Source organism: Thiosocius teredinicola (assembly GCF_002009425.1).
Lineage (GTDB): Bacteria > Pseudomonadota > Gammaproteobacteria > Chromatiales > Chromatiaceae > Thiosocius > Thiosocius teredinicola.
This window is the reverse complement of the sequence record NZ_CP019936.1, coordinates 4,740,070-4,763,956: the sequence shown is the minus strand read 5'-3', so window position 1 is coordinate 4,763,956 and position 23,887 is coordinate 4,740,070. Positions and strand designations below refer to the sequence as shown.

General features: G+C 60.5%; 16 protein-coding genes. 12 read left to right on the top strand and 4 right to left on the bottom strand.

The window, feature by feature from the left end; translation table 11 throughout:
• The first annotated feature begins 94 nt into the window (after positions 1–94).
• The 7 genes from B1781_RS22555 to B1781_RS22525 all read left to right on the top strand — a co-directional run bounded on the left by B1781_RS22555 (position 95) and on the right by B1781_RS22525 (position 9,209).
• A complete protein-coding gene (locus B1781_RS22555) occupies positions 95–595 on the top strand; it encodes an FKBP-type peptidyl-prolyl cis-trans isomerase (protein ID WP_078121823.1) in 501 nt (166 codons plus the stop codon).
• A 15-nt stretch (positions 596–610) separates the two neighbouring features.
• A complete protein-coding gene (glmU, locus tag B1781_RS22550; RefSeq protein WP_078121822.1) occupies positions 611–1,975 on the top strand; it encodes a bifunctional UDP-N-acetylglucosamine diphosphorylase/glucosamine-1-phosphate N-acetyltransferase GlmU in 1,365 nt (454 codons plus the stop codon).
• Between the two features lie 105 nt (positions 1,976–2,080).
• The gene (gene glmS, locus B1781_RS22545; RefSeq protein WP_078121821.1) at positions 2,081–3,907 is read left to right on the top strand and encodes a glutamine--fructose-6-phosphate transaminase (isomerizing); all 1,827 of its coding nucleotides are present in this window, start codon (positions 2,081–2,083) and stop codon (positions 3,905–3,907) included.
• A gap of 412 nt (positions 3,908–4,319) precedes the next feature.
• A complete protein-coding gene (locus B1781_RS22540; protein WP_078121820.1) occupies positions 4,320–5,381 on the top strand; it encodes a bifunctional nicotinamide-nucleotide adenylyltransferase/Nudix hydroxylase in 1,062 nt (353 codons plus the stop codon).
• Between the two features lie 91 nt (positions 5,382–5,472).
• Complete coding sequence (locus B1781_RS22535; protein ID WP_078121819.1) at positions 5,473–6,489, top strand: SPFH domain-containing protein; 1,017 nt, start codon at positions 5,473–5,475, stop codon at positions 6,487–6,489.
• A gap of 1 nt (position 6,490) precedes the next feature.
• Positions 6,491–7,426 (top strand): diacylglycerol kinase catalytic domain-containing protein, encoded by a 936-nt coding sequence (locus tag B1781_RS22530; RefSeq protein ID WP_078121818.1) that lies wholly within the window; start codon positions 6,491–6,493, stop codon positions 7,424–7,426.
• A gap of 178 nt (positions 7,427–7,604) precedes the next feature.
• On the top strand, positions 7,605–9,209 hold the full coding sequence (locus tag B1781_RS22525; RefSeq protein WP_078121817.1) for a cation:proton antiporter domain-containing protein: 1,605 nt from the start codon (positions 7,605–7,607) through the stop codon (positions 9,207–9,209).
• Between the two features lie 165 nt (positions 9,210–9,374).
• Here B1781_RS22525 and B1781_RS22520 read toward each other — a convergent pair whose 3' ends face one another.
• The gene (locus B1781_RS22520) at positions 9,375–10,661 is read right to left on the bottom strand and encodes an Npt1/Npt2 family nucleotide transporter (protein WP_078121816.1); all 1,287 of its coding nucleotides are present in this window, start codon (positions 10,659–10,661) and stop codon (positions 9,375–9,377) included.
• Between the two features lie 61 nt (positions 10,662–10,722).
• Between B1781_RS22520 and B1781_RS22515 the strand changes: the two genes are divergently transcribed.
• Positions 10,723–11,637 carry a serine hydrolase gene (locus B1781_RS22515; protein WP_078121815.1) on the top strand — a complete coding sequence of 305 codons (915 nt, stop codon included), beginning with the start codon at positions 10,723–10,725 and terminating at the stop codon, positions 11,635–11,637.
• On the opposite strand, the gene B1781_RS22510 is transcribed toward B1781_RS22515, so the two are convergent.
• Together B1781_RS22510 and B1781_RS22505 are read right to left on the bottom strand one after the other, a co-directional pair.
• Entirely contained in the window at positions 11,579–12,868 is a 1,290-nt protein-coding gene (locus B1781_RS22510; RefSeq protein WP_334223828.1) for a serine hydrolase, read from the bottom strand. The genes B1781_RS22515 and B1781_RS22510 overlap by 59 nt on opposite strands.
• A gap of 53 nt (positions 12,869–12,921) precedes the next feature.
• The gene (locus B1781_RS22505; protein WP_334223827.1) at positions 12,922–15,807 is read right to left on the bottom strand and encodes a PEP/pyruvate-binding domain-containing protein; all 2,886 of its coding nucleotides are present in this window, start codon (positions 15,805–15,807) and stop codon (positions 12,922–12,924) included.
• Between the two features lie 426 nt (positions 15,808–16,233).
• Here B1781_RS22505 and B1781_RS22500 point away from each other — a divergent pair, with 426 nt between their 5' ends.
• Positions 16,234–16,779, top strand: a complete 546-nt coding sequence (locus B1781_RS22500; protein WP_078121813.1) for a J domain-containing protein — start codon at positions 16,234–16,236, stop codon at positions 16,777–16,779.
• Between the two features lie 109 nt (positions 16,780–16,888).
• On the opposite strand, the gene B1781_RS22495 is transcribed toward B1781_RS22500, so the two are convergent.
• Positions 16,889–17,395, bottom strand: a complete 507-nt coding sequence (locus B1781_RS22495) for a GNAT family N-acetyltransferase (protein WP_078121812.1) — start codon at positions 17,393–17,395, stop codon at positions 16,889–16,891.
• Positions 17,396–17,860: 465 nt separating this feature from the next.
• Between B1781_RS22495 and B1781_RS22490 the strand changes: the two genes are divergently transcribed.
• The 3 genes from B1781_RS22490 to B1781_RS22480 are packed head-to-tail and all read left to right on the top strand — an operon-like array spanning position 17,861 to position 23,875.
• Positions 17,861–20,863 (top strand): type VI secretion system Vgr family protein, encoded by a 3,003-nt coding sequence (locus tag B1781_RS22490; protein WP_078121811.1) that lies wholly within the window; start codon positions 17,861–17,863, stop codon positions 20,861–20,863.
• Between the two features lie 20 nt (positions 20,864–20,883).
• A complete protein-coding gene (locus B1781_RS22485) occupies positions 20,884–23,049 on the top strand; it encodes a T6SS effector phospholipase Tle3 domain-containing protein (RefSeq protein WP_078121810.1) in 2,166 nt (721 codons plus the stop codon).
• 10 nt (positions 23,050–23,059) lie between these two features.
• Positions 23,060–23,875 (top strand): T6SS immunity protein Tli3 family protein, encoded by an 816-nt coding sequence (locus B1781_RS22480; protein ID WP_078121809.1) that lies wholly within the window; start codon positions 23,060–23,062, stop codon positions 23,873–23,875.
• Positions 23,876–23,887: the final 12 nt, after the last annotated feature.

Sequence of the window (23,887 nt, the reverse complement as noted above, 5' to 3'; positions counted from 1 at the left end):
CAATCACGCAAACGGGTGAAAAAATCGGCCAGAATTCACCGACATCGACGGCGACACCGGCGTCGCCATCACGACCAGCGAAGATCAGACCACCATGAGCGACGACATCATCAAGCCCGGCAAATATGTAGCTTTGACCTACGGCATCGAAGATGAGGCGGGGCAAGTCATCGAACAGCACGATATCCCGCTGGGATTCGTGTACGGCAGCGACACCGAGCTGATCGGCGACATGGACAAAGCGGTCGCCGGTAAGCGTGCAGGTGACGAGGTTGTAGTCCATGTGCCGCCGGAAAAGGGTTTCGGAGAACACGATCCAAGCCTGACCTTCACCGACGAGATCGATAACGTCCCTCCGCAGTTTCGCGAGCTCGGCGCCGAGGTGCAGATGCAGAACGAGGAAGGTGAGATGAAGACCTTCTTCGTCACGCGTATCGAGGACGGCTATCTGACCGTCGATGGCAATCATCCGTTGGCCGGTAAGGATCTTACGGTTCGCGTGAAGATCACCGAGGTACGGGATGCCAAGCCAGGCGAAGAACAGGTTTCAGGCATCCATGCGGTCGAGATGCCGGGCCACCCCACTCTCAACTAAAGCCAGAGTAGCGCGATGAGTCTTGGCGTTGTGATTCTCGCGGCCGGTCAGGGTACGCGGATGAAGTCCGCCCTGCCGAAGGTGTTGCACCGTCTCGCGGACAAGCCGCTGTTGGGTCACGTGATCGATTGCGCACGCGCCCTCGATCCGGCTGAGATCGTTGTTGTCTACGGTCACGGCGGCGATGCCGTTCGCCAAGCCTTCGCCGATCATGACGATCTACGCTGGGCCGAGCAAGCCGAACAACTCGGCACCGGCCACGCCGTTGCGCAGGCTATGCCTCAACTCGAACGCGCAAGCCAAGTGCTTGTCCTGTACGGCGATGTACCGCTCACGCGCGTCGAGACACTGCGAACCTTGATTGACGAAACCGGCCAGGGGTTCGGCTTGCTTACCGTGACGCTTGCGGATCCGACCGGTTACGGCCGGATCGTGCGTAACGACGGCGGGCGTGTGCAGCGCATCGTCGAACAAAAGGATGCGGGTAACGAGGAGTTGGCCATCGACGAAGTCAACACCGGCATCATGTGCTTGCCGCGCGACGCCCTCGCCCGTTGGCTCAGCGGCCTGTCGAATGCCAATGCACAAGGCGAGTACTATCTGACCGATGTGTTGGAGATGGCAGTCGGCGACGGTTTCGATGTGCAGGTACATCAACCCGCCTCGCCGGTCGAAGCCGAGGGTGTCAACAATCGCTTGCAACTCGCCACGCTTGAACGCGCTTACCAACAGCATTGCGCCACACAGCTGATGCTGAATGGCGTTACCTTGCGTGACCCGGCGCGCATCGATGTTCGCGGCCGCGTTGAACACGGCAAGGACATCGAAATCGACATCAATGTCGTCCTCGAGGGCGACATTCAGCTCGGCAACAACGTGACCATCGGCGCCAACTGCGTACTGCGCAATGTGCGCATCGCCGACGACGTCATGATCCAGCCGAACTGTGTGCTCGAAGAGGCCATTGTCGGGCCAGGAAGCACGATCGGTCCGTTCGCGCGACTGCGCCCCGGGGCCGAGCTGGTCGGCGGCGCGCACATCGGCAACTTCGTCGAAATCAAGAAGTCGATCGTCGGCCAGGGCTCCAAGGTGAATCATCTGAGCTACGTTGGCGACGCGACCATCGGTGCCGGCGTGAACGTGGGCGCCGGCACGATCACCTGCAACTACGACGGTGCCAACAAACACCGTACGGTGATTGAAGACAACGCCTTTATCGGGTCGAACACGGCACTGGTTGCTCCGGTTACCGTCGGCGCCGGCGCGACGATCGGCGCAGGATCGGTGATCAGCAAGAATGCGCCGGATGAGAAGCTGACACTGACGCGCGCCAAGCAACTCAGTTTGAACTGGCAACGGCCGACCAAGAAGAACAAGTAGACGTCCGTCGTTGTCTCAAGGCCATGGCCTTGCCGCAGCACGAAAGATTGTTCGCCGATCAGCATGACCACCCTTTGATCGGCAGGATGCAGGAGAGAGCATGGTATGTGCGGTATTGTTGGTGCGATCGCAGAGCGCAACGTTGTCCCCATCTTGATGGAGGGCTTACGCCGGCTTGAGTACCGGGGTTACGACTCGGCCGGTATCGCCGTGCGTCATCCGGATGCACGTCTACAGCGCATCCGTTCGGTCGGAAAAGTCTCCGAGCTGCAAAACCTGTTGGACCAAAGTGCCGTCGAGGGCAATCTCGGTATCGCCCACACGCGTTGGGCGACACACGGCATGCCGGCCGAGCGCAACGCCCACCCGCACATGAGCGGCGAGCAGGTTGCGATCGTGCATAACGGCATCATCGAGAATCACGCCGCGCTGCGAGCCGACCTGCAGGCCGCAGGCTTCGAATTCAACTCGGATACCGACACCGAAGTCATCGCCCATCTCCTGGCGGGGCTGTTGGCTGAAGGCCAAAGCATCGCCGACGCCACGCGCAATGCGATCCAACGTTTGGTCGGTGCCTATGCGCTTGCGGTCATCAGCCCGGACGACCCTGACCACATGGTCGTTACCCGCGCCGGTAGTCCCCTGGTCATTGGTGTGGGCGTCGGCGAACACTTTATCGCTTCCGATGTATTCGCCCTGCTGCCGGTTACCCAACGTTTCATCTTTCTTGAAGAGGGCGACCTTGCCGAGATCCGGCGCGACGGGGTCAGCATCTTCGATGCCGAAGGCAAAGCTGTTGAGCGTGAAATACGCACCAGCCAGCTTTCCGTGTCCAATGCCGAGAAGGGTCCATATCGGCACTACATGCTCAAGGAGATCTTCGAGCAGCCCGGCGTGATCGCCGAAACCCTCGAAGGCCGTATCCACCAGGGCAAGTTGCTCGAAGAAAGCTTCGGCCACGTCGCCAAAGAACTGTTCGATAAGACCAAGGCCGTGCAGATCATCGCCTGCGGCACCAGCTACCATGCCGGTCTGGTGGCGCGATACTGGTTGGAAGAGGTCGGCGTACCCTGCCAGATCGAGGTTGCGAGCGAGTTTCGTTATCGCAAAAAGCTCGTCTCGCCCGACACCTTGTTCGTCACGATCTCGCAGTCCGGTGAAACGGCGGACACGCTGGCGGCGTTGCGCGAAGCTAAGCAGTCCGGTTACATCGGCAGCCTCGTCGTCTGCAACGTCCCCGAGAGTTCCTTGGTGCGCGAGTCCGACGTCGCCTTGATGACCCGCGCCGGGCCCGAGATTGGCGTCGCATCAACCAAGGCGTTCACAACCCAGCTCGTCGCGCTACGCCTGATGACCCTCGCATTGGCCAAGCGTCGCGGCTTGAACGCTGAACAGGAAAAAGAATGGGTCGACGAGTTGCAGGCACTGCCGCGCCAGGTCGAAGTCGTTCTGAAACTGAGCGAAGCCATCGAAGAAATGGCGCAGTCTTTTGCCGATATGCACAACGCGCTGTTCCTCGGCCGTGGCACCTTCTACCCGATTGCCATGGAAGGCGCATTGAAGCTCAAAGAAATCTCGTACATCCATGCCGAGGCCTATCCGGCTGGCGAACTCAAACATGGGCCCTTGGCGTTGGTCGACGACCGCATGCCGGTGGTGTGCGCCTTGCCTGACGATCCGTTGCTCGAAAAGGTGCTGTCCAACCTGCAAGAGGTGCGCGCACGCGGCGGCGAACTATTCCTGTTCAGTGACAAGAAGATCAAGATCCCGCTCGACCGCTATCAGAACCTGACGTTGGACGATATCTGCCCGGGTACCGCGCCGATCGTGTACACGATTCCGCTGCAGCTGTTGTCGTATCACGTGGCGATTCTGAAAGGTACCGACGTCGATCAGCCGCGTAACCTGGCCAAATCGGTAACCGTCGAATAATGAAGTGAGGCTCGGCAGGGCCTCATCGCTTTCCGACATACAGCGCACTCGTCTGTATTCAGCGAGAATCACAGCGTCTGCGCGAAGCCGTCACTTATCAGTGGCCGGTGGTCATCCTTGTTCCAAGGATCAATACAACGTTCGCGGTTGCATCATGGTGTCGCCTCGCTACTATGCGTTCGGCGTGAACTAAGGTTGTTCGCCTGCAAGTAGGCGCACCGGGAAATGCGAGGGTCGACTACTTTTTTCAGGTGTTGCTATCGATTGCCTGAACGAGACGATGCGCATGCTTGACAATATTTAGTGTGTGATCGACACTAAGTATCAGGTTACGTGCGGACCGCACGTGACTTCGGTAGACGATTCCGGATAGACCGGAATCGTTTCTAACCAGCAAGGGAGGCTTGCTGACATGTCGAAGTCGTTTGATTTTCTGGTCTTTGTTGGTCGGTTCCAGCCGTTTCATTCCGGACACCTGGCGGTGCTGCGCGAGGCGCTGGGCCAGTCGGAACACATCATCATGCTTTGCGGTTCTGCGCGTCAGCCGCGCACGACCCGCAACCCCTGGTCATTCAACGATATCGAGGCAATGGTCCGCGGATCGTTGGAACAGCCTGAAGCGCAGCGTGTGATCCTCTCACCGTTGCTCGACGATCCCTACAACGAAGACCGTTGGCTGGGTCGCGTCCAGTCGATCGTTCGCGATTCGATCAAAGCCTCGATTGGCGATCGGGTTGCGCGCGTCGGCCTCGTCGGTCTGTCTGAAGATGGCGACAGGTATTACCCCAGGCGCTTCCCGCAATGGGTTCCGGTCGGCATCGACAGCGACAACAAGGTGCGTGGTACCGCCATTCGTGAGGCCTTGTTCGGCATGCGGGCAGCACCAACTCCTTCGGGTGCCGCCTATCTGGCGAGCCCCGAAGCACACAGCGCATTGCCGCCGGCGGTCAGGAATCAACTGGTCGATTACTGCGCGACAGAGGCCTACACGCTGATACGCGAAGAAGCTGAGTTCGTCGCGCGCTACCGCAGCGCTTGGGCCGAAGCGCCCTATCCACCCGTGTTCGTCACCGTGGATGCCGTGGTCGTACAATCCGGGCACATCCTGCTCGTCGAACGACGTGCGCAACCGGGTAAGGGGCTGTGGGCCCTGCCCGGGGGATTCCTTCGGGGTGATGAAACCCTGGAGGCGGCCTGTGTGCGGGAGCTTCGTGGAGAGACGCGTCTGAAGGTGCCGGCACCGGTGCTGCGTGGTTCGATCCGGGCTCGCCGGGTATTCGACTGGCCCTATCGTTCGTTGCGCGGTCGAACCATCACCCACGTGTTCCAGTTCGAACTCGAACCGAACACCGAGCTGCCCAAAGTGCGTGGTGGTGACGATGCGCGACGCGCCTTCTGGGCACCGCTTGCGGACCTGGGACCTGAACGCATGTATGAGGATCACTACGCCATCATCCAGGCCATGATCGGCTAAACCGAATTTTGCACGCTATCGGGAACCGATAGCGTCAACCCGGCCGGGGATAGACCCCAGCCTTCACTTCAATGACAGGAGGATTTCCGTCATGTTCAATCTGATCCGCTACGTTAAAAGCGACCCGTCCACGTATCTCTTCCAATACCGTAACGGCGAGGTCGTCCGCGAAGGGCTTGGCCTTTCTTTTTACTACTTCGTGCCCAGCTCCACGCTGGTAGCTGTGCCGATGGTCAGTGTCGACAAACCCTTCATGTTCGCCGAGACCACCGTGGACTTTCAGGAAGTGACAATCCAGGGCCGCGTCGTCTATCGAGTGACTGATCCGGGTCGCCTGTCGCAGATGGCGAATTTTGCGCTGGCGCCGAAAGGTAACGGCTATGCGTCGGAGGACCCGAGCAAACTCGGCGACCGAATCCTCAACCAGGTCCAGGTGATGGTTCGTGCCGAGATCCAGTCGATTCCCCTGGTTGATGCCTTGGTTGCAGGCGACGGCCTGACGCAGGCGGTGAGCCGACGGTTGCAAGAGTCGGCGCGCCTTGAGGAACTGGGCATCGAGGTAATGGATCTGGCCATCCTGGCCGTCAAACCGACCCCGGAGACCGCGCGTGCACTCGAGGCGGAGATGCGCGAGCGAGTGCTCCAGGATGCCGATGAGGCGGTCTATCGCAGGCGCAATGCCGCAGTCGATCAGGAAAGGGCCATCAAGGAAAACGAACTGCAGACCGACATCGCCGTTGCGCGCAAGGAACGCGAGGTGCGCGAGGCCGAAATGGAGGCCAAGCGCTCGGTAGCCGAGAAGCAGCGTGCGATCGAACAAGAGGCGCTCGAAGGCAGCATCCTGCTGGAAGAACAGCGGCAGAAACTGGTCGAAACGACCGCTGCCAACAGCCGCATGCGCGCCGAGGCCAAGGCGTACGCCATCAAGGTCATCATGCAAGCGGTCAGTACCGCCGATCCAAAAGTGCTCGATGCCATCACCAGTTCCAGTATGGGCCCGGAGCAGCTGATTGCCCGTTCTTTCCAGGGCATTGCTGAACGTGCCGACAAGATCGGCCAACTCAATATCTCGCCGGAACTGTTGAGCAGCCTGCTGGGGGACAAATGACATGGATAGCAATGACGCCCGCATAATTCTGGTCACCCGACGTACTCGACTTGAGGAACTGGTTGCCAGGCATAACACCCTTGAGCAGGCACGCTTCTATGTCGAACGCCTCGGCGGGGGATTTGAAGACTACGTCAGTGAGGATGGCACTTACCGCTCTGTGGTCGACCAGGCTGAACGTGATCTCAAGAACTGGGGTCGAGTGCAGCGGCTGGAGCGCACTTTCCTGCCCAACTACCTGTTTGCGGCGAAAGACATCGTCGTGGTCGTGGGGCAGGATGGCCTGGTGGCAAACACCATGAAGTATCTCGACGGCCAACCAGTGATTGCCATAAACCCGGATCCAAAACGCAACGAAGGGGTGCTGCTGCCATTCGGGCCGAGCGAGCTGATCCCGATTCTGCGAGAGACGTTGGGCAAAGGGCGACCGCGCGCCAGCATCAGCCTCGCCGAGGCCCGCCTCAACGATGGTCAGGTACTCCATGCGGTGAACGATTTTTTCATCGGGCCGCGGCGTCACACGACGGCGTCATACCGTATTACGTACGGCGAACGTGAAGAGTTCCAGATGTCCAGCGGCGTCATTGTTTCGACCGGACTTGGCAGCACCGGCTGGGTGCGGAGCATCGTCATGGGTGCGGAACGTATCGCTCAGGCGAGCGGTACATCGATCGAGCAAGACAGGCTGTTGAGCGGCATGCAATGGGACAGTCGTGCCTTGCTGTTCGCGGTCCGCGAACCCTATGCCGGGGTCGCGGCTCAGACCGATCTGGTGATCGGTCGGGTTGATTCGGAGCAACCGCTCTCCCTGGAGTCGGCTATGGCCGAAGAAGGCGTGATCTTCAGCGACGGAATGCTGGATGACGCGATCGCCTTCAATGCCGGGGCACGTGTCGACGTCACGGTGGCTGCACGAACCGGCATGCTGGTGATGTGAAACCGGATCTGCGCCGGTACTTACGGCTTCATCGCCATCGGTGCCGGCGTTCCGATCGGAACGGCGCAGACGATGGTTGTGCGATGCGCTCATCGTCATATGCGAACGTCCGTAGCCAGCGGCGACCGCTTCACCTCGCGGCGGGCTTAGGGGCGCGTCATCTATACTTGTTCCTGCTATGGATTCGATTCTCCTCGCTATTGATCCGCAAGACGCTTTATGGATCGCCATAGCGTTCCTGTGCGGTTTCGTGGCAACGCGTGTCGGATTGCCACCGTTAGTCGGTTTTCTGGGCGCCGGATTCGTGTTGCACGCCGCCGGTGCCGAGGCCGGCGAGTTCCTGCGAGTCACCGCTGATCTCGGCGTTACCTTGTTGTTGTTCTCTATCGGTCTCAAACTGCGCCTGCAGTCGCTGATGCGACCGGAGGTTTGGGGTGTCGCTACCTTGCACCTCGTGGCGGTCATGTTGCTGATGACGGCCTTCGTGATGCTGCTGGCACTGGCCGGTCTGCAGTTGCTCACCGATCTCGACGTTCGCACGGCATTGATCATCGGCTTTGCATTGACGTTTTCGAGCACCGTGTTTGCGGTCAAGATACTCGACGAGATCGGCGCCAGCACAACACGCCATGCCCGCGTATCGATCGGTGTACTGATCATTCAAGACATCGCCGCCGTCGCGTTCATAGCGGTGACCGCGGGCAAGCTGCCGAGTATCTGGGCGCTCGGCCTGTTGTTACTGATCCCGCTGAGACACCTGCTGCACAAGCTGCTGTCGCTGACCGGCCACGGTGAGTTGCTGCTGCTTTTCGGTATCGTCCTTGCTGTTGGCGGGGCCGACGTTTTCGAAATGGTTGAACTGAAAGGCGACTTGGGTGCGTTGTTGGTCGGTATGTTGCTGGCGTCGCATCCCAAGGCCAACGAGCTGGCCAAGGCATTGCTTGGTTTCAAAGAACTCTTTCTTGTCGGCTTTTTTCTGACGGTCGGAATGACAGCCCTGCCCGGCTGGAATGAACTGGTGGTGGCGCTTTGCCTTTTGGCGTTTCTACCGTTCAAGTCGGCATGTTATTTTGGATTGTTCACGCTATTCAAACTGCGTGCCCGAACTGCCTGGCAAGCATCGTTGAACCTCGCCAATTACAGCGAGTTCGGTTTGATCGTCGGCACCATTGCCACGGCGGCGGGCTGGTTGCCACCCCAGTGGCTTGCCGTGTTTGCCATCGCGTTGTCGCTATCATTTGCCATCTCGGCACCCTTGGCAACAAAGGGTGACCGTTTCTATGCACGGTGGCATTCCCAGATCAAACGCTTTGAGCGTCGCGAGCGTCTGGCGGTAGACGCCGAAATCACGTTGCCACGCACCGAGGTCGTTGTCTTCGGAATGGGCCGCGTCGGCACGTCCATCTACGATTCATTGGCTGCCGACCATAACGGCCGCATCCTGGGGGTCGATACCGACGAGCCCAAGGTTGGCGAACACCAAAAGGTCGGACGCAATGTGATTGTCGGCGATGGCACCAATGCCGATTTCTGGTCGCGCGTGCCGGGACTGTTGTCCGAGGTCGATTGGATCATCCTGGCGCTCCCTGCACATAAGGCAAATTTGTCTGCGGCGGAGAGACTGCGCGACCAGCGCTACCGCGGACGTCTCGCGGCCACGATGCGCTACCCGGAAGAGGCCGAGTCGCTGCGGGCGGCCGGCGTCGAGTTCGCCTATGACCTTCATACGGATGCGGGGCGTGGCTTCGTCGAGGAACTGCATCAGCATCGACGCCGTAGTTAGCCGGCTATTTTCATCAGCGAACTTTTCGTCCGGTCCACCTAAACGGAAAAGTACCAGTCGTGACGTGCGAGACGTTCTCGCCGTTGGCCGGATCAATGAGTCGCTTCGCATCCCGCAATGGATCTTCCCTGGATCCCGGCATCGTGTTGCCAGAGGCAGGGAAGTTCAGGCGACCGACTTACTCAGTTCGCGCGCCGCAACTTCGGCTGCCGCCGCACGCACCTTTCGATACTCATAGTGCAGCGCAATCAGCGCAAAGCCCCACACTACACAGACCAGCAACACCAGCCAGCCGAGCTGCACGGCGCCGATCGTCCACGGCAGCCACTGGGTCAGCAACAGGATCAACATCGAGCCCAGCACCTTGAACAGCCGATAACCGAACATGTCGATCCAGGCTTTGGCCTGGTAGATCAGCAGCGGATCGATCGGCACATACAGCAGTTCTTTGGAGGCGCGATTGATCGAATACGACAGACCGCGGTCGGCGATCTTCAACGCCGCACCGGCGTTCAACGACGGTGACGCCATGTAATTCAAGCTGGCCACAAACACCGCCGTGGGCTGGGCCAACAGACCGCCGACCGCGCCGAACAGGCGATGTACCAGCGGCGTGATCAGCAGGTTGATACCGATCGCCACGCCGCTGAGCAGGCTGAAGAAGTCGCCCAGGTAGGCGGTGCGTGCCTCCAGATTCGTGACGCTGGCCTCGACGGCGCTCATAAACTGGTACTCGACCAGCGGCTCTACCATCTGCGCCAACAGCAGCAGCACCGCGATCAGCAGTAGGTAGCGGTGACCCAGAATCGCGCGCCAGCCGCTGTTGTCGGATCGTTCATCGTCGCGCACGCCGCGGTACTCGTGGTACATGCCGGCGCGCCCCATCACCAGTGTGAGCAGCATCAACAGCACCAGGATCAGCGCAGTGATCAGCAGCAGATCCATCGTTTGCAGGCCGGCCTGCTTTATCCAGAACGACGACAGTGCCCCGCCGGCGATACCGCCAAGCAGACCACCGGTCGCAATCAGGCCGTACCAACGTTTGCCCTGCTGCGGCGTGTACACGGTGTTGGTCAGGCTCCAGAACTGCTCGACCAGGATCACGCTCAGGATGTCGACGAAGATGTAAAAGCCAAAGGCCAGAACCCGGTCTGGCGCCTGCATCGCCGGGTAGAAAGACACCAGAATCGCGATGATTGTCGAGCAGGTACCCAAAACAACCTGGATTCGCCCGAAACGCGCGACGATCCGGTAGTACACCGAAATAATCAAGCCGAGGCATAGCGCGGTCGCTATCCATACGTAGGGGAGCTGCTCCGAACTCAAAGCGGTAACGAAAACCGCCCGACTGGCCGGTTTCAGGTGATACAAAGCGGCGATGATGAGGAAGAAATTTATGAACAGCAGCAAAGACTTAAATAAAGTTTTACTACCAAGTTGCGAACTACTCATTGCCTTTAATACACATTTGGATACTATTGCCCGCGGCTTCGGAAATCAGGTACTGCACAAAATGGCGCGACTGCTAATCGTAGTGAGCCTTGCTCTGACTTTTTCCTTCAACGTATTCGCCGATACATCAACCGATACTTACCCAACCCTTCGCCACGCCCGGGACAGTGAACTGCAGACGGTGTTGGAGTCCCGCATCGAGCATCTCAAACTGGGTGCTGCCGTACGTCGCGGTGAACTGGCGGTATCGCTGGTCGACATTACCGACCCGCACCATCCACGCCTGGCCCAGGTCAATGGCGATCATATGATGTATGCGGCGAGTCTGCCGAAGATCGCTATTCTGTTAGCGGCATTCGAGCGTGTCCATGAAGGCCGCTTGAAATTCAATGACGAGAATCGTGAGTTGATGACCAACATGATCCGCTTCTCGTCGAACACCGCGGCGACCGAGCTGATCCATCGTGTCGGCCGCAGCTACATCACCAAGCTGCTTGCCTCGCCCAAGTATCGCCTGTACGACAAGCGTTACAACGGCGGCCTGTGGGTCGGTAAAGAGTATGCGAAAGGTGCGGCCTACAAGCGCGACCCGCTGCACAACCTGTCGCATGGTGCTACCAGCTTCCAGGTGGCGCGCTTCTATTACCTGCTGCAGACCGGGCAGTTGGTATCGCCCAAGCTGTCGCACGAGATGAAGAAGATGCTCGGTGATCCGGGGATCCGCCACAAGTTCGTCAAGGGCCTGATGGAGACGTCACCGGATGCCCAGATCTATCGCAAGTCGGGTACCTGGCGTCAATGGCACGCCGACAGCGCGATCGTCGAGCATGCCGGGCGCACCTATATCGCCGTGGCGCTGGCACAGAATGCCAAGGGCGGCGAGTGGCTGAAGAACCTGATTGCCGAACTCGACACCATCATTCTCGAACGTCCGACGCGGGCCGCAAGCCTTTCAGCAAAGCGTGCAAACGGGTAGCGAGTGCCTGATGCTCGGCGGCTGAGTTTTTCTTCTTCACGTTCGACGTGATAGCGACCATGTAGTAATAGCGTGGCGCACCGGCCGGCGATTCGACGATGGCGACGGAGTTCATCAGGTTCTCGACGTTGCCCTGATATTTGCGACAGACGAAGTCCGGTTCCGGCTTGCAGCGGTACAGCGAGCCGGACTTGAAGAACACGGCCGCATCGCTGAGCGCCGGCGACGAGGCGTAGCGGATACGCCGCTGCGTCATATACAGCAAACGCTTGATCTCCAGGCTCGACCAGGCGTCGACCAGCTTGCCCTGCTCCAACTTCACCAGATAGCGCATCAACTCGTGCGTGGTCGCGACACTGTTCTTGCCGGGTATGGCACGCTTGGCGTTGTGGCTGAAGAAGCTGCCCTGCCGTAGCCGCTCCACGTCCAGTCCGTTGCGCGTTACCGGCTCGGTCAACGCGCCGATCAGCAGCTCGCTCAGTTCCTTGACCGGCGTTTCGCGAAGAAAGGCCTGGGCGCGTGCCGGCTCAACCGGGTAGTCGATGCCGAAATGTCGCAGCAGCACCACCTGCTTGATCACCATGGTCGCCGCACCGTTCGAGCTGGCCGACAGCATCCAGTCGCAGAACGACCACAGGTTCGCGGTGTCGCCCTCGCGCAACTTGCGCCGTGGCATGCGGTTCTGCTCGGGCATCCACATCGGCACCTCGTGATGCTCGGAGTGGATGAAGTTGTCGACCGTCACCTGTGCTTCGCGCAATACCCGTTTGCGCGCCTCGATGTCGTCCGGGTAGAGGTCGGCCAGCGTCTGGAACAACGCCAGGGCGACCATCAATTTGCCGACGCTGCCGGGATTGCGCGGCAATGAACCGTTGTGTTCGATATACAACGGCTTGGCCGGGTCGCTCAGATCGAGCACGCTGATGCTGTAATCCCTGGCCTCCGCGCCCAGCATCGCCGTCACCCGCTTGGTGAGCGCGGCATCGGGTTGCGGTATCTCGAAGTCCGGCTGGTCCAGCAGGCGCAGCTGGATGTCAGCGGTTTTCAGCTGTGCGCCGGGTGGCAGGCGGTTGCCTTTCACCTTGCCCTCTTGGGCGAGACGGAATCCCTCCAGGCGGGCGATGCCGGTTTCGGGGTAGGCATCGATCGGATAGGCGCCCACCGGGCCCGCCGAGGCAGCCAGCAGGGTGAGCGCCAACAGCGGCGCCGTTGATCGGTATGTGATCATCATGTTGTCCTCGTAGGCATCACGTCGGGCCGCCGCGTGGCGGCAGCTCGATCTGATCATTGTGTGGCTGGCGCGGCGCCGAGGTCCACCGGCTGGGCGGCGTCACTTCCCTGCCTGTCCATATTGATCAGGTACTCGCTGCGGCGCGCGCGCAGGCTCTCGACGAACGGGCGGATCTGGAACAGCGCGAGTTGCCCGTCGGCGAAGCCGAACTCGATGTCGGCCGGTGCGGGCAGACCGTCGCTGCCGACCGGCATCGGGAAGCGCCGTTCGACGTCGTCGGCGAGCGCACGCAGCTGCTCGATCTCATTGGCACTGAGAACAACGTCGGCCCCGCTTGCCGGCACCTTGCGGATACCGCCCTGTGGTGCCGGTTCGGCACGCAGCGGCGAACTGGCCTGCGCCAACAGACGCAGTTTGCCGTCACTGCGGCGCACACGCAGCTCTTCGACCGCCTGGCCTTCGACGGCCCCGCCGACGCCCTCGCCCACGGCGATGGTCAGCCATTGGCGGTCGCCGCTGTCGACATCGGTGGTCACCAGCACGCCGGATTTCTGCGATGCGAACGTCTTGAGCAACAACACCGCCGGGTAGACGTGCTCCGGCTGGGTCATGTGTGACTGGCGCCACGCGTAGGCACGCTCGGTAAATGGCGAGGCCCACACCTGGCGAACGGCATCGACTACCGCGTCGAAACCCTGCACGTTGGGTAGCGTCAGGTTGAGCCCGGCGCCGGTAAAGCCGGGCAGATCCTCGACATTGGTGTCGCTGCGCACGAATACCCCGACGTGCTCGGCATCGCCGAACACCTCGATCATCCTGGCGCGCAACGCCTTGCGAAACGCCTCGCCCGGCTCGGCCGCGACAATCCACCCGCGCAGGCGTGCCAGCATGCTGCTGACCGCCTGCTGCTGCGCGGCCGGATCATCGATCGCACGCACCCGCGCATATTCACCAGCCATCCAGTCGAACGCGCTGCGGCCACCCGGCTCGATCGGCTGATCGAGCAGCTGGCGGAACACGCCGAACGGGATTGCCACACCGGGGTTGACCGCCTGCGGATAGTTATTGCGCAGCTCGCCGAGGTTGGCCGCCTTGGGTCCGACGATCCGGCCCGAGTCCCTAGCGCGAATATCCAGCAACGCGAGCGGCTCGGCGCGTGACAGATCGAGCTTTGCCAGGTCCGGCTCGATCACTACGTCTTCGCCGATCGCCTCGCGGCCGAAGATCGCGTCCCATTGGGCACCGTCGGCGCTGATCTCGATTGCGCCGCGCGGGCTGACGGCGAGCACAATCGGCTCACCGACGTGCTTCAACACCGCGGCCACGCGTTGTTCGTCGATCACGACATTGGGGATGCCGAGGTTGCGCGCCAAGAGCTGTACGTGCGACAGCGAACTGCCCTCGCCGCGGGTGAGTATGCCGGCCACCGGCGGCAGCTCCGGCGTGGTCGACGGCAACAGGTAGATGCCATCACGGCGGAACGCACCATCGGCCGGCGGCAGCAGCAACACGCCGCGCCGCAGCCCGGGATTGAGTGCGCGCAGACCGGTACCGACCGCCTCGTCGAACAAGCGGTGGCGCACGCCGACCAGGCGGTTGCCGTCCTGCACCAGGCGATCGAGCAGGCGCGTGTAGGCAAGCAGGGGACTGCCGCGTAGCCGATCGGGAATCAGATGTGCCGCCAGCGGCGTCAGTGCCGTCCAGCGTTGCACGCTCAGACCGAACTGGTACTCCAGCGCGTTCTGCGCCCATTGCGGCACACGCGCGAGATAACGCAGCGCGTTGACATAGTCGCCGACAGCCAGCGTTGCGGCTCGCGTGAGGTCGTTGTTGTGTTGTGCGATCGCCGCACGCTGTCTTTCCGACAGCAGGCCGCTGCCATAGAGCGCATCGCTCAAAGCACCGAGATACGCCAGCTGCGTGGCGCGCGTGGCACCTGCCTGCTGGTCGACAAGCTGGTTGGCGACGGCAAAAACCTCTTGTTCCATGGCGAGGCTGGCCAGCAGCAGGCGCATACGGCTGAGCGGCTTGAGGTCGCTTTGCGTTTCGATCTGTCGCCGCCAGTCGGCCATGGCGCGCGCTGCGATGGTGAGACGTGCCGGCAGGTCGGCAGCATCCTGCAGGCTTCTGACGGTGCTCTGCAATTGCTGTTTGAGGGCGGCGTCGCGCGTGTCGCGCGCCAGAGCGCTCAACTGGCGCAGCGTGGTCAGCGGGGCATTCAGGGTATCGAGCAGGCCGGCCAGGCGCTCGTATTCCTTGCCCAGCGCTTCGCGACCTTTGCTCTTGGCATAACGCCGCACCATGGCGGCATCGCCGGCATCCGGAATGCCATGGATCTTGATGCGCAGTGGGGTGAAGCCGGGGTCGGCATCGGCGATCTCAATCGCCAGCTGGCGCACCTGGCCTGCCACGCGGGGCTCGCCGCCGAGCGGCAGCAAGCGTGCGGCTTCGCGCAGTAGCAGATAGCGCGCTGGCGAACGCCAGCGCGGGTCGCCGCTGAGCGCCAGCATCAGGCGCGCCGCACCAGCCTGTTCATCTTCGGCCTGCAGGGCGCCGCGATAGTAACGCGCCTGGCGGAACACCCAGCCGTCGTCGTTGCTGATCAGGAAACGTTCGAGCAACAGTTGGCGCAGGTCTTCGAGACGTGCCTGGTCGCCCACGTAGTCATCGTCTCGCACATCGGCGAGCAGGTTGGCGATGAAGTAACCGTCGGCGCGCAGTTGTTTGGTCTGTGCGTTCCATTCACCGTGCTGCACGCCGCCGCCATGTTCGCGACAGGCCCCCTCGCCCGGCGCCAACACCGCACCGTCGGCGCAGAACCAGCGGATGCGTTCGAACGGGCCGCGTTGTGCTGACTTCATGCGCTCGATTGCAGCGCGTAGCGCCTGCTGATCTTCGCTGACCTGTGGTGATGTTGCGGTCGCCTGTGAAGACGACATAAGAAAGGCCAGCACTAAAAACGCGGGTGACAAAACATTCCAGCTACGGCTGGTCGACATTGGGATCGCACTCTATTGGGTGAAACAAAACGGACACCGTCAGACACAGACCGGAGAGCTGGGCTTTCGGTTGACTGGCGCGGGCGGCCGCTTGCCGGCGACCGCGTGTGCAGCCACAAGCATAGCAGTCGCCGGGCTGGGTATCCCGGTGAACGACCTCATGGGCTTGCGTACCTATGTCAGCCGTTGGTGTGTAATTTGCCTGCCCCATGATAATCCATCGATTAGCGGGCAATTCTTGTTGTGTTTCTTTCAAACCTTCTATCGATTGTCGCAAACCTCGACACAATACCGGCAACCAAAAGGGGCTCCGCGCAGTGATGTGGTGTATTGAGTACGGCGATGCCATGGGCCCGGAGGTGACGCATGCATGACAACTTCGCGGCAGCAGGCGATGAGGAATGGGTCATCTGGAACGGCGCCAATGGTCTTGTTACCACGGTCAGCATCGGTACCGTAGAGGTTGACGGCGACGGCAGGTCCGCGTGGCTCGATGAGCCTTTCGATATGGTGGGACCCTTCAGTCTCGATGAGCTAGAGGTATCGGGTCACATCAGGTTTGCAGCCTGTATGGTGATGTCGCGCGAGCGGTGGCAGCAAGATCAACAAGCACTGCGCCGGGAGTCGTTGAAAGTGCGCCGGGCCGCTGAAGCGCGAGTAAAGGAACGGTTTGCGCGTTTCTCAAGTGATGAGAGCGGCCACAAAAGGCGCCCCTATCAGTGCAAGCAGGCTAACGAGCAACGACATCGTGAGATCCTGAAGCTGCCGATCGATGGCAAGCTTGAACCGCGCCAGATCAAAGCGGCTTTCCGACGATTGGCACAGAAGGCGCATCCGGATGCCGGCGGCAGTAACGAACAGTTTGTGCGCATCACACAGGCGCGTAACGCTTTGCTCGCGAATGCCTTTTGACTCGACGCGGCATTGGTCTGCCGGATATCCAGGCTCGATCCGGCAAAAGCCTACTGCTAAACCGCTGGCCTGCTAGTTTTGGCCGCATGTTGATGCTGTTCGACAGTACCTATTCGGCCAATGGATTGCATCTTTCAAAAAGATGTATGTCGTAATAGCGTCCATGCTTCGCTACTTCATCTTCGAGCACGCCGACAAACGTAAAGCCGCATCTATACAGAATCCGCATGGAGGCTTTATTGGGAGCGAGCACCGTCGCATACAGTTTTCGAATCTGTAACTCGGAGAAAGCATGCCCGCACATCAGTCGCAACGCGGTGGTCGCGTAGCCTTTTCCCCAATAGGGCTCACCCAGCCAGTAACCTACTTCTGCGACATGTGCGCGCCAGCCGGCCTGCTCGGTCAGTCCAATACCACCGACCAACTGCCCTTCGACTTCGATCACCCTTGTGATCATGCCGGGGGCGCAACTACCCTGCCCGATCCACCAGCGCGCATCCTTCTCTGTGTATGGACACGGAAACGTATCGATCATGTAGCGCGACACGTTTTCGTTATCCGCGAGCGCGACGAGTTGATCAACATCCTGTAGCTGATATTCCCTGAGTTTCAACATTTGATGGATAGCACCCGATCCCAAAGTAGGTTGTCGCTCGACTGTTTCGCATTGCCCATCGCAGGTTCGACCAGTCTCACCGCATAGTCCAATACTACCCGTACGGCGACCTGTATCGTGCATCTAGCCTATCGCTGACATCACCCGATGTATCGCAGGCTGAACGACCGTGCACGGCAATGCTTACCGATATCTACGAAGAGACGCACAAAAGAGATTCAACGCTTGGCTGCCAGTCAGCGTGCCGATCAGCGCCAACAGCGCGAGCGTCGACCACTGACGCATTGTGCATCCGCCCATTGCCGGTTTAGTAACTGCTTTCTGTGTAACGCGAATCTAACTCGCCAACTACACCCGGCGGCGTGATCGGCCAAGGGTCGCTATGCGAAAATCGTCGCACGCAACGAAGACTTGCTCGGCCGCTTGGAACTGCGGCTGCTTCGTAATCAAGGAAAGAGAAACGACATGGATCTGTTGTTTAGCGCGGAGACGCGCTTGTACGAGCTTGAGTGGCCATCGGGTGCGCCGGGCTTGTTGCTGGTGGAAGCCTGGTGGGGGCGCGAGGCGCTGTCCGCCGGTTTCGAAATCGTGATCGACGGCCTGTCGACCGATGCCTTTCTTGAGCTCAAAGCCTTCATGGGCCAGCCGGTCACGCTGGTCACGACCCTGGCCGATGGCACCCCGTCACGCCGCAGCGCCCTGGTGCGCGCCGCCGACAAGCTCGGCGCCGACGGCGGCTTCACCCGCTACCGCCTGACCCTGGTGCCCTGGACCTGGCTGCTTGGGCGCGGCCGCCACAACCGGGTGTTCCAGGAAAAGACCGTGGTCGAGATCATCGACCTCGTGTTCGGCGACTATGCCGCCCATGCCGCCTGGCAGTGGTCCGACGAGGTCGCCGGGTTTCTGTCCGATACCCGCCCGCGCAGCTTCTGCGTGCAGTACCGCGAAAGCGACTACGCCTTCGTCTCACGCCTGCTCGCCGAAGAGGGCCTGGCCTGGTGCGTCGAAGAGGATGAGGCCGCCCCGGCCGGCCACCGCATCCGCCTGTTCGCCGACAGCGTCGCCTGCCCCAGCGATGAGCAATCCGACACCCAAGGCGCAATCCGCTTCCACCGCGCCGACTCGCAAGAGACCGAAGATGCCATCACCGCGCTGGGCAGCCGCCGTCAGCTCGATACCACCGTCATGACGGTGCTCAGCTACGACTACAAGGCCAAGCGCGGCGTCACCGCCCAGGTGCCGACCCACCACAGCTTCGGTGGCGAGCATGCCCCGCTCCTCGAGCACTACGAGCCCGCCGGTCAATACGCCCATGCCACCCGTGGCGAGGCCGACCGCTACCTGCGCCTGGCGATGCAGGCCCGCGAGGCCCGCTACAAGACCTTCTTCGGCCGCGGCAGCGTGCGCACCTTCCGCCCCGGCTTCGCCTTCGACTTGAGCGAATCACCGCTGGACCTGCTCGAAGAGGGTGAGGGCAACGATCAGGCTGGACAGGACACCGGCGACAACCGCCGCTTCCTGCTGACCGAGCTGACCCATGTGGGCATCAACAACCTGTCCGGCGAGTCGATCGACAAGGTCGCCAAGCGCCTGACCGGTCCGCTCGGGGGGGATGACCTGCCGACCGGCGACACCCTGGCACCGATAGCTGCTCCCACCCAGATTCCCAGTGAGCTGCTCGACCTGGCGCGCCAGCGCGGCTACGGCAACCGCTTCGAGACCCTGCGTGCCAAGGTGCCGTGGCGGCCACGCCTGGCCGACGACACCGGTGCCCGCATCAACCCGCGACCCTTGGCCCCCGGCCCGATGACCGCGATCGTGGTCGGTCCGCACGGCGAAGACCGGCCCAACGGCGTCGACGAGATCTGGTGCGATGCGCTCGGGCGCATCAAGGTGCGCTTCCACTGGCAGCGCGGTGAGCGTGCCGACGACCGCCTGACCTGCTGGCTGCGGGTTGCCAGCCGCCAGGCCGGCAACGGCATGGGCTGGCAGTGGCTGCCGCGCATCGGCCAGGAGGTGCTGGTCGACTTCCTTGAGGGTGATATCGACCGGCCGCTGGTGATCGGCGCCCTGTACAACGGGCAGGGCGAAGGTGGAACCATGCCGACCCCGGGCGGCGACAACCACAAAACCGCCGACACCCGCGTATTCGATGAGGCCACCGACCACAGCCCGAGCGGCCAGGGCAACCTCGCCGCTGGCCACAGCCCGGCATGGCACGGTGCAGCCCCGAGCAGCCATGCGCATGCCGCAGCCCTCAGCGGCTTCAAGACCAAGGCGTTCGGTGGTGAGGGCTACAACCAACTGGTGTTTGACGACACCGACAACCAGCAACGCGTGCAGCTCAAGACCACCCAGCACCACACCGAGCTCAACTTAGGTCACCTGGTCCACCAGGCCGACAACTACCGCGGCAGCTTCCGTGGCGCCGGGGCCGAGCTGCGCACCGATGCCTACGGCGCACTGAGAGGGGGGCAAGGCGTGCTGATGAGCACCTGGGCACGACGCACCCCTGCCGAGCCGGCCGGGGACCTGACCGCCGGTATGGCCCTGCTCAACCAGGCCAAAACCCAGGCCAGCACCCTGTCGAACGCGGCCAAGACACACCAGACCGTGCAACTGGCCAACAGTGTCGGCAGCGCAAAGCCCGGCGGCAGCTTCGTCGACCCCAAGCTCGCGCCGATCCCGGCGATGCACCAGACCGCCAGCGGCATGGTCGAGCACAGCGCGCTCAACCCGGCCGAAAACGACGCGGCCAACAAGAACACGAAAGTCACCGACGACAAGGTGCCGCACTTCACCGACCCGGCGATCATCCAGGCGGCCAAGGCCGGCCTGGCCAACGTCGCCGGACAGCACCTGCAGTTTGCCAACGGCGAGACCTTCACCGCGATGAGCGGACAGGACACCGACATCGCCGTCGGTGGCAAGGCACGTATCCACACCGGTCAGGCGATTGGCCTGCTTGCCGGCGCGATCCAACCCGGCGAGGGCAACACCGGCATCACCCTGATCGCGGCCAAAGACCCGGTCGACATGCAGGCGCAGAGCGACCAACTCAAGCTCCAGGCCAAGCAAGACCTAACGATGGTCTCAGCGAGAGCGGATATCGACTTTGCGGCGGCCAAGAGGGTCCACTTGGCCGTCGCCGGCGGGGCGAGCATCACGATCGATGGTGGGATCACCGTGGAGTGTCCCGGGACCATTACCGTGCATGCGAGTAAGAAGAGTTTCAGTGGGCCGACCAGCATGCATTTTGATGTACCCGAGTTCGCGCCGACCGGTGCGTTTGACCGACTGCCGGTGCTCACCTGGGAAGGCAGTGATGACCCTATCGCAAATCGGAACTACCGTGTCACGCTCGATGACGGCCGTGTGTTCGAAGGTAAGACTGACAATCTAGGGCGCGCAGAGATTATCGATGCTGCCCACTTTGCCAATGCCGCAATAGAAATCCTTCCCGACTGAACCCCCCCAAGAGAAAACGCATGAGCAAGGAACGCTACTCTCCCAACAAACGCGTCCGCGACGCCGGCAAGAACGGTGACGTGATCAAGGAATTCGTTACGACGCCCAAAGTCGGCGAAACCGACCAGGTAGATATTCGATTCAAACGCCCAATGCCCGGGATCATCATCCTGGTACACGGTGTCAACGATGTTGGTGAGGCTTACCCGACGCAAGCAGACGGTTTATGTCAGGGTTTGAATATCCGTTTAGGTCGTGATGATCTGACACCCGGTGAATGGGATGTGCCGCGGGCCTGCAAAGACAACCGTGTCGTCAGCCACGAGCGGCGCGCAGAAGCCCAGGGATACAACCCGATCATTCCATTCTACTGGGGGTTCCGCGCAGTCGATAAAGCGACCTACGACGCAGATCAGGCGCGTTACCGCGATGAACTACGGCGTCGCCGGGACGTCAAAGAAGTAGACGCGCCATACGACGCCTACTATGTCGTAGGTGCCAATGATCCCAGCAAAGGCTACGAAAACCAGGATTGCTTCGGAAACCGCCTCGACGAAAACTTCGCGAAGAATGGTGGGGTGTTCGCAAACGCCACGTCGAACCTTGTCGACATGTGGGGACCGGGAGGCAATATCTGGGGAATCGTCAAATGGATCTCCCGCTATGTCATGGATGATCTGAGTCATCCGATGTACGAAAATCCGCATCGAGTCTATTTCGTCTGGGCCGCTCAGCGATTGGCCGATCTAATTGCCGAGATACGTAACCGCCCAAACACCAAAGATGACTCGATAACACTGGTTGCTCATAGCCAGGGAACGATGGTTTCGATGCTCGCAAACTTCCTGGCGGCGAACAGTCCAGACAGTCCCTCGCGCCCGGCCGATTGCCTCATTCTCAACAACTCGCCGTACAGCTTTCAGACCCCTTTTCATGAAGCTTCACAGTCATTTGGTCCGCAACAATCAAAGCGCGCCCGAATCGAAACCTTCGCAAACTTGTGCCAACTCACCTTTGAACAACGTGTCGCGGGCCCGAGCGCAGAGCACCTCGTGGCCAAGGGCGTCGCTGCCAGTTCGGTCAAGGAAAAAGAGGCGCATATGCGCGACAATCACGGTCGCATATTCAACTACTTCTGTCCGCATGACATGACCGTCTCGCTCGACAACGTGGAAGGGTTCGGTTGGCAGGGTGTGCCGCTCGATATTCACGAAAAGTGTGGTGAGGGATTCGGCCAACGCATGTTTCTCGACAACGAGTTCATGCACCTGCAACCTTCGCCCAAGCCTAGAAAGTTGCCGAACCTGAAACGCGCTTTGGCGAAGGTGTTTTCTAACGAAGATGTGCCGACCGGCGCGCTGCGTGATCTGAACGCCGGCATGCTGCCAGACCTCGACTATGAATTCACCCTTCTATCGGGGTGCAACAATATCGGCTCGTCGAACTGGGGAGTTCAAGCGGCGGCGACGCCGGAAACCGGCAGAAACATCCAGCGCGAGGTGGTGCGCAACCCGTTTGAACGGCTGCCGGACCGTCTGACATACACTTCTTCAATGCTGAATGCAGAAGAAATCGAAGAACTCGAGGCAGCTCTCAGGAACCAGGGCAAGGATTGGCAACTGGCATCGGCCAGTCTTTCCTCCGACAGAAAATGGTTTGTCGTCGATCGTTATCTTTCGCGGCAAGAGTTGTATGCCGACGCCAGTTCCACACCCACAGAGGATTCCCATCATTCGGCGATCGTTCTGAACCGAGGGGCATCAAAATGCGTAACGGCATTCGATGTGGCCGTAGGGCGGTGCAATAGCTATGACTTCACGAAGAAAGATGGCGGCGAGTTCTGGCAGAACTTATTGCGAATGGCGGATTGGCGGGAGAGTGGAGCCCCAGATGATGTCAAATACTGGTCAAGTGGTTTGTTGCCAGAGCGCATAAAAAGGCAAATGAACAAACCACTTGCTGTCGCAGGTATCGTCAACGAGATAGTTGAAGTTTCCGATTACGAAAAGATAGTAAAAAATCTCGATACGCGAATTCGCCGATTGCACGATGAGAAATCGAATTGGCCGACAAGAGAATGGGAACAACGTGTGAGTGAGCTCGAGCGCAATCGTCGCAACGCAGAACGTGCACGCAAAGCCCTAGCATCAAAGCACCAATACTTTCCGATTGTTCATACCCCTTGAGAGATTATGCATGGAAACAGCAGAAGTCTGGATTGTTTCAATATGGACGCTTCTTTTCTCCTCAATCGCATTATTGGTTTCGATTCGGACGCAGAAAAAGGCGCTGGCGGCTTTGGGAATTCTCTTAGCAGTTGCTGCTATCGTCCCTATTCTACCTGCCGGGCAATCGTCGTCCCGAAATAAGCCTGCTACACAGGTGATATATCGCTTCGACGACCATCGACACCTGGAACTGACAGGATACGGTTGCGAAGGCGCAATCTATTACGCAGATGAAAAGCATGGTGTTCGGACTGCATACATCGATCAGTTCGCTAGAGTTTTCCTGCCTGATATTGTTCACGCGGATGACGACGGTGATTTCGTTTTCTTGCCCTATTCTGACGCGTCAGGCTTTCTCGTTTCGAAGGATCAGGGCAGGACCTTCAACGATGCCCGGTGGATCGGCACTCGGCCCTGGGCGCGCGAAATCACGCGGATCACCGTGGCAGGCAGGCAGGCTTTTATCGAAGTTCAAGACGGCCGCCTCTTCATGACATCCAACCCTGCAGACAACGATCGTTGGGGAATGGGTGTGATCGATCCTGTAAACGTATTGCCAAACAAAGTGCATCGCGACTATCCCGAGTGGCAGAATCTTCCAACGGAAGTTCCGCCAGTAGAGAACTACAAGGGCTGGACACAGATGCGTTGCGACCCCGATCTGCTAGGTGAGCCGATGGAGACTGCCGGCACGCGTTGGAATCGCTTCCAGCAGCAGGTATCCGATGTCCTCGCCCGAACCATTGCGCTGCCGGTGACCTGGGCTGTGGAGTACTTTGGCTGAGCAACGCCGTCT

Bases quoted from the DNA above. Each gene is read 5' to 3' on its own strand.
- B1781_RS22530 (WP_078121818.1), top strand. From the start codon at position 6,491: ATGGATAGCAATGACGCCCGCATAATTCTGGTCACCCGACGTACTCGA.
- B1781_RS22520 (WP_078121816.1), bottom strand. From the start codon at position 10,661: ATGAGTAGTTCGCAACTTGGTAGTAAAACTTTATTTAAGTCTTTGCTG.
- B1781_RS22505 (WP_334223827.1), bottom strand. From the start codon at position 15,807: ATGTCGTCTTCACAGGCGACCGCAACATCACCACAGGTCAGCGAAGAT.
- glmS (WP_078121821.1), top strand. From the start codon at position 2,081: ATGTGCGGTATTGTTGGTGCGATCGCAGAGCGCAACGTTGTCCCCATC.
- glmU (WP_078121822.1), top strand. From the start codon at position 611: ATGAGTCTTGGCGTTGTGATTCTCGCGGCCGGTCAGGGTACGCGGATG.
- B1781_RS22540 (WP_078121820.1), top strand. From the start codon at position 4,320: ATGTCGAAGTCGTTTGATTTTCTGGTCTTTGTTGGTCGGTTCCAGCCG.
- B1781_RS22510 (WP_334223828.1), bottom strand. From the start codon at position 12,868: ATGATGATCACATACCGATCAACGGCGCCGCTGTTGGCGCTCACCCTG.
- B1781_RS22515 (WP_078121815.1), top strand. From the start codon at position 10,723: ATGGCGCGACTGCTAATCGTAGTGAGCCTTGCTCTGACTTTTTCCTTC.
- B1781_RS22485 (WP_078121810.1), top strand. From the start codon at position 20,884: ATGAGCAAGGAACGCTACTCTCCCAACAAACGCGTCCGCGACGCCGGC.
- B1781_RS22480 (WP_078121809.1), top strand. From the start codon at position 23,060: ATGGAAACAGCAGAAGTCTGGATTGTTTCAATATGGACGCTTCTTTTC.
- B1781_RS22525 (WP_078121817.1), top strand. From the start codon at position 7,605: ATGGATTCGATTCTCCTCGCTATTGATCCGCAAGACGCTTTATGGATC.
- B1781_RS22535 (WP_078121819.1), top strand. From the start codon at position 5,473: ATGTTCAATCTGATCCGCTACGTTAAAAGCGACCCGTCCACGTATCTC.
- B1781_RS22490 (WP_078121811.1), top strand. From the start codon at position 17,861: ATGGATCTGTTGTTTAGCGCGGAGACGCGCTTGTACGAGCTTGAGTGG.
- B1781_RS22500 (WP_078121813.1), top strand. From the start codon at position 16,234: ATGCATGACAACTTCGCGGCAGCAGGCGATGAGGAATGGGTCATCTGG.
- B1781_RS22495 (WP_078121812.1), bottom strand. From the start codon at position 17,395: ATGTTGAAACTCAGGGAATATCAGCTACAGGATGTTGATCAACTCGTC.
- B1781_RS22555 (WP_078121823.1), top strand. From the start codon at position 95: ATGAGCGACGACATCATCAAGCCCGGCAAATATGTAGCTTTGACCTAC.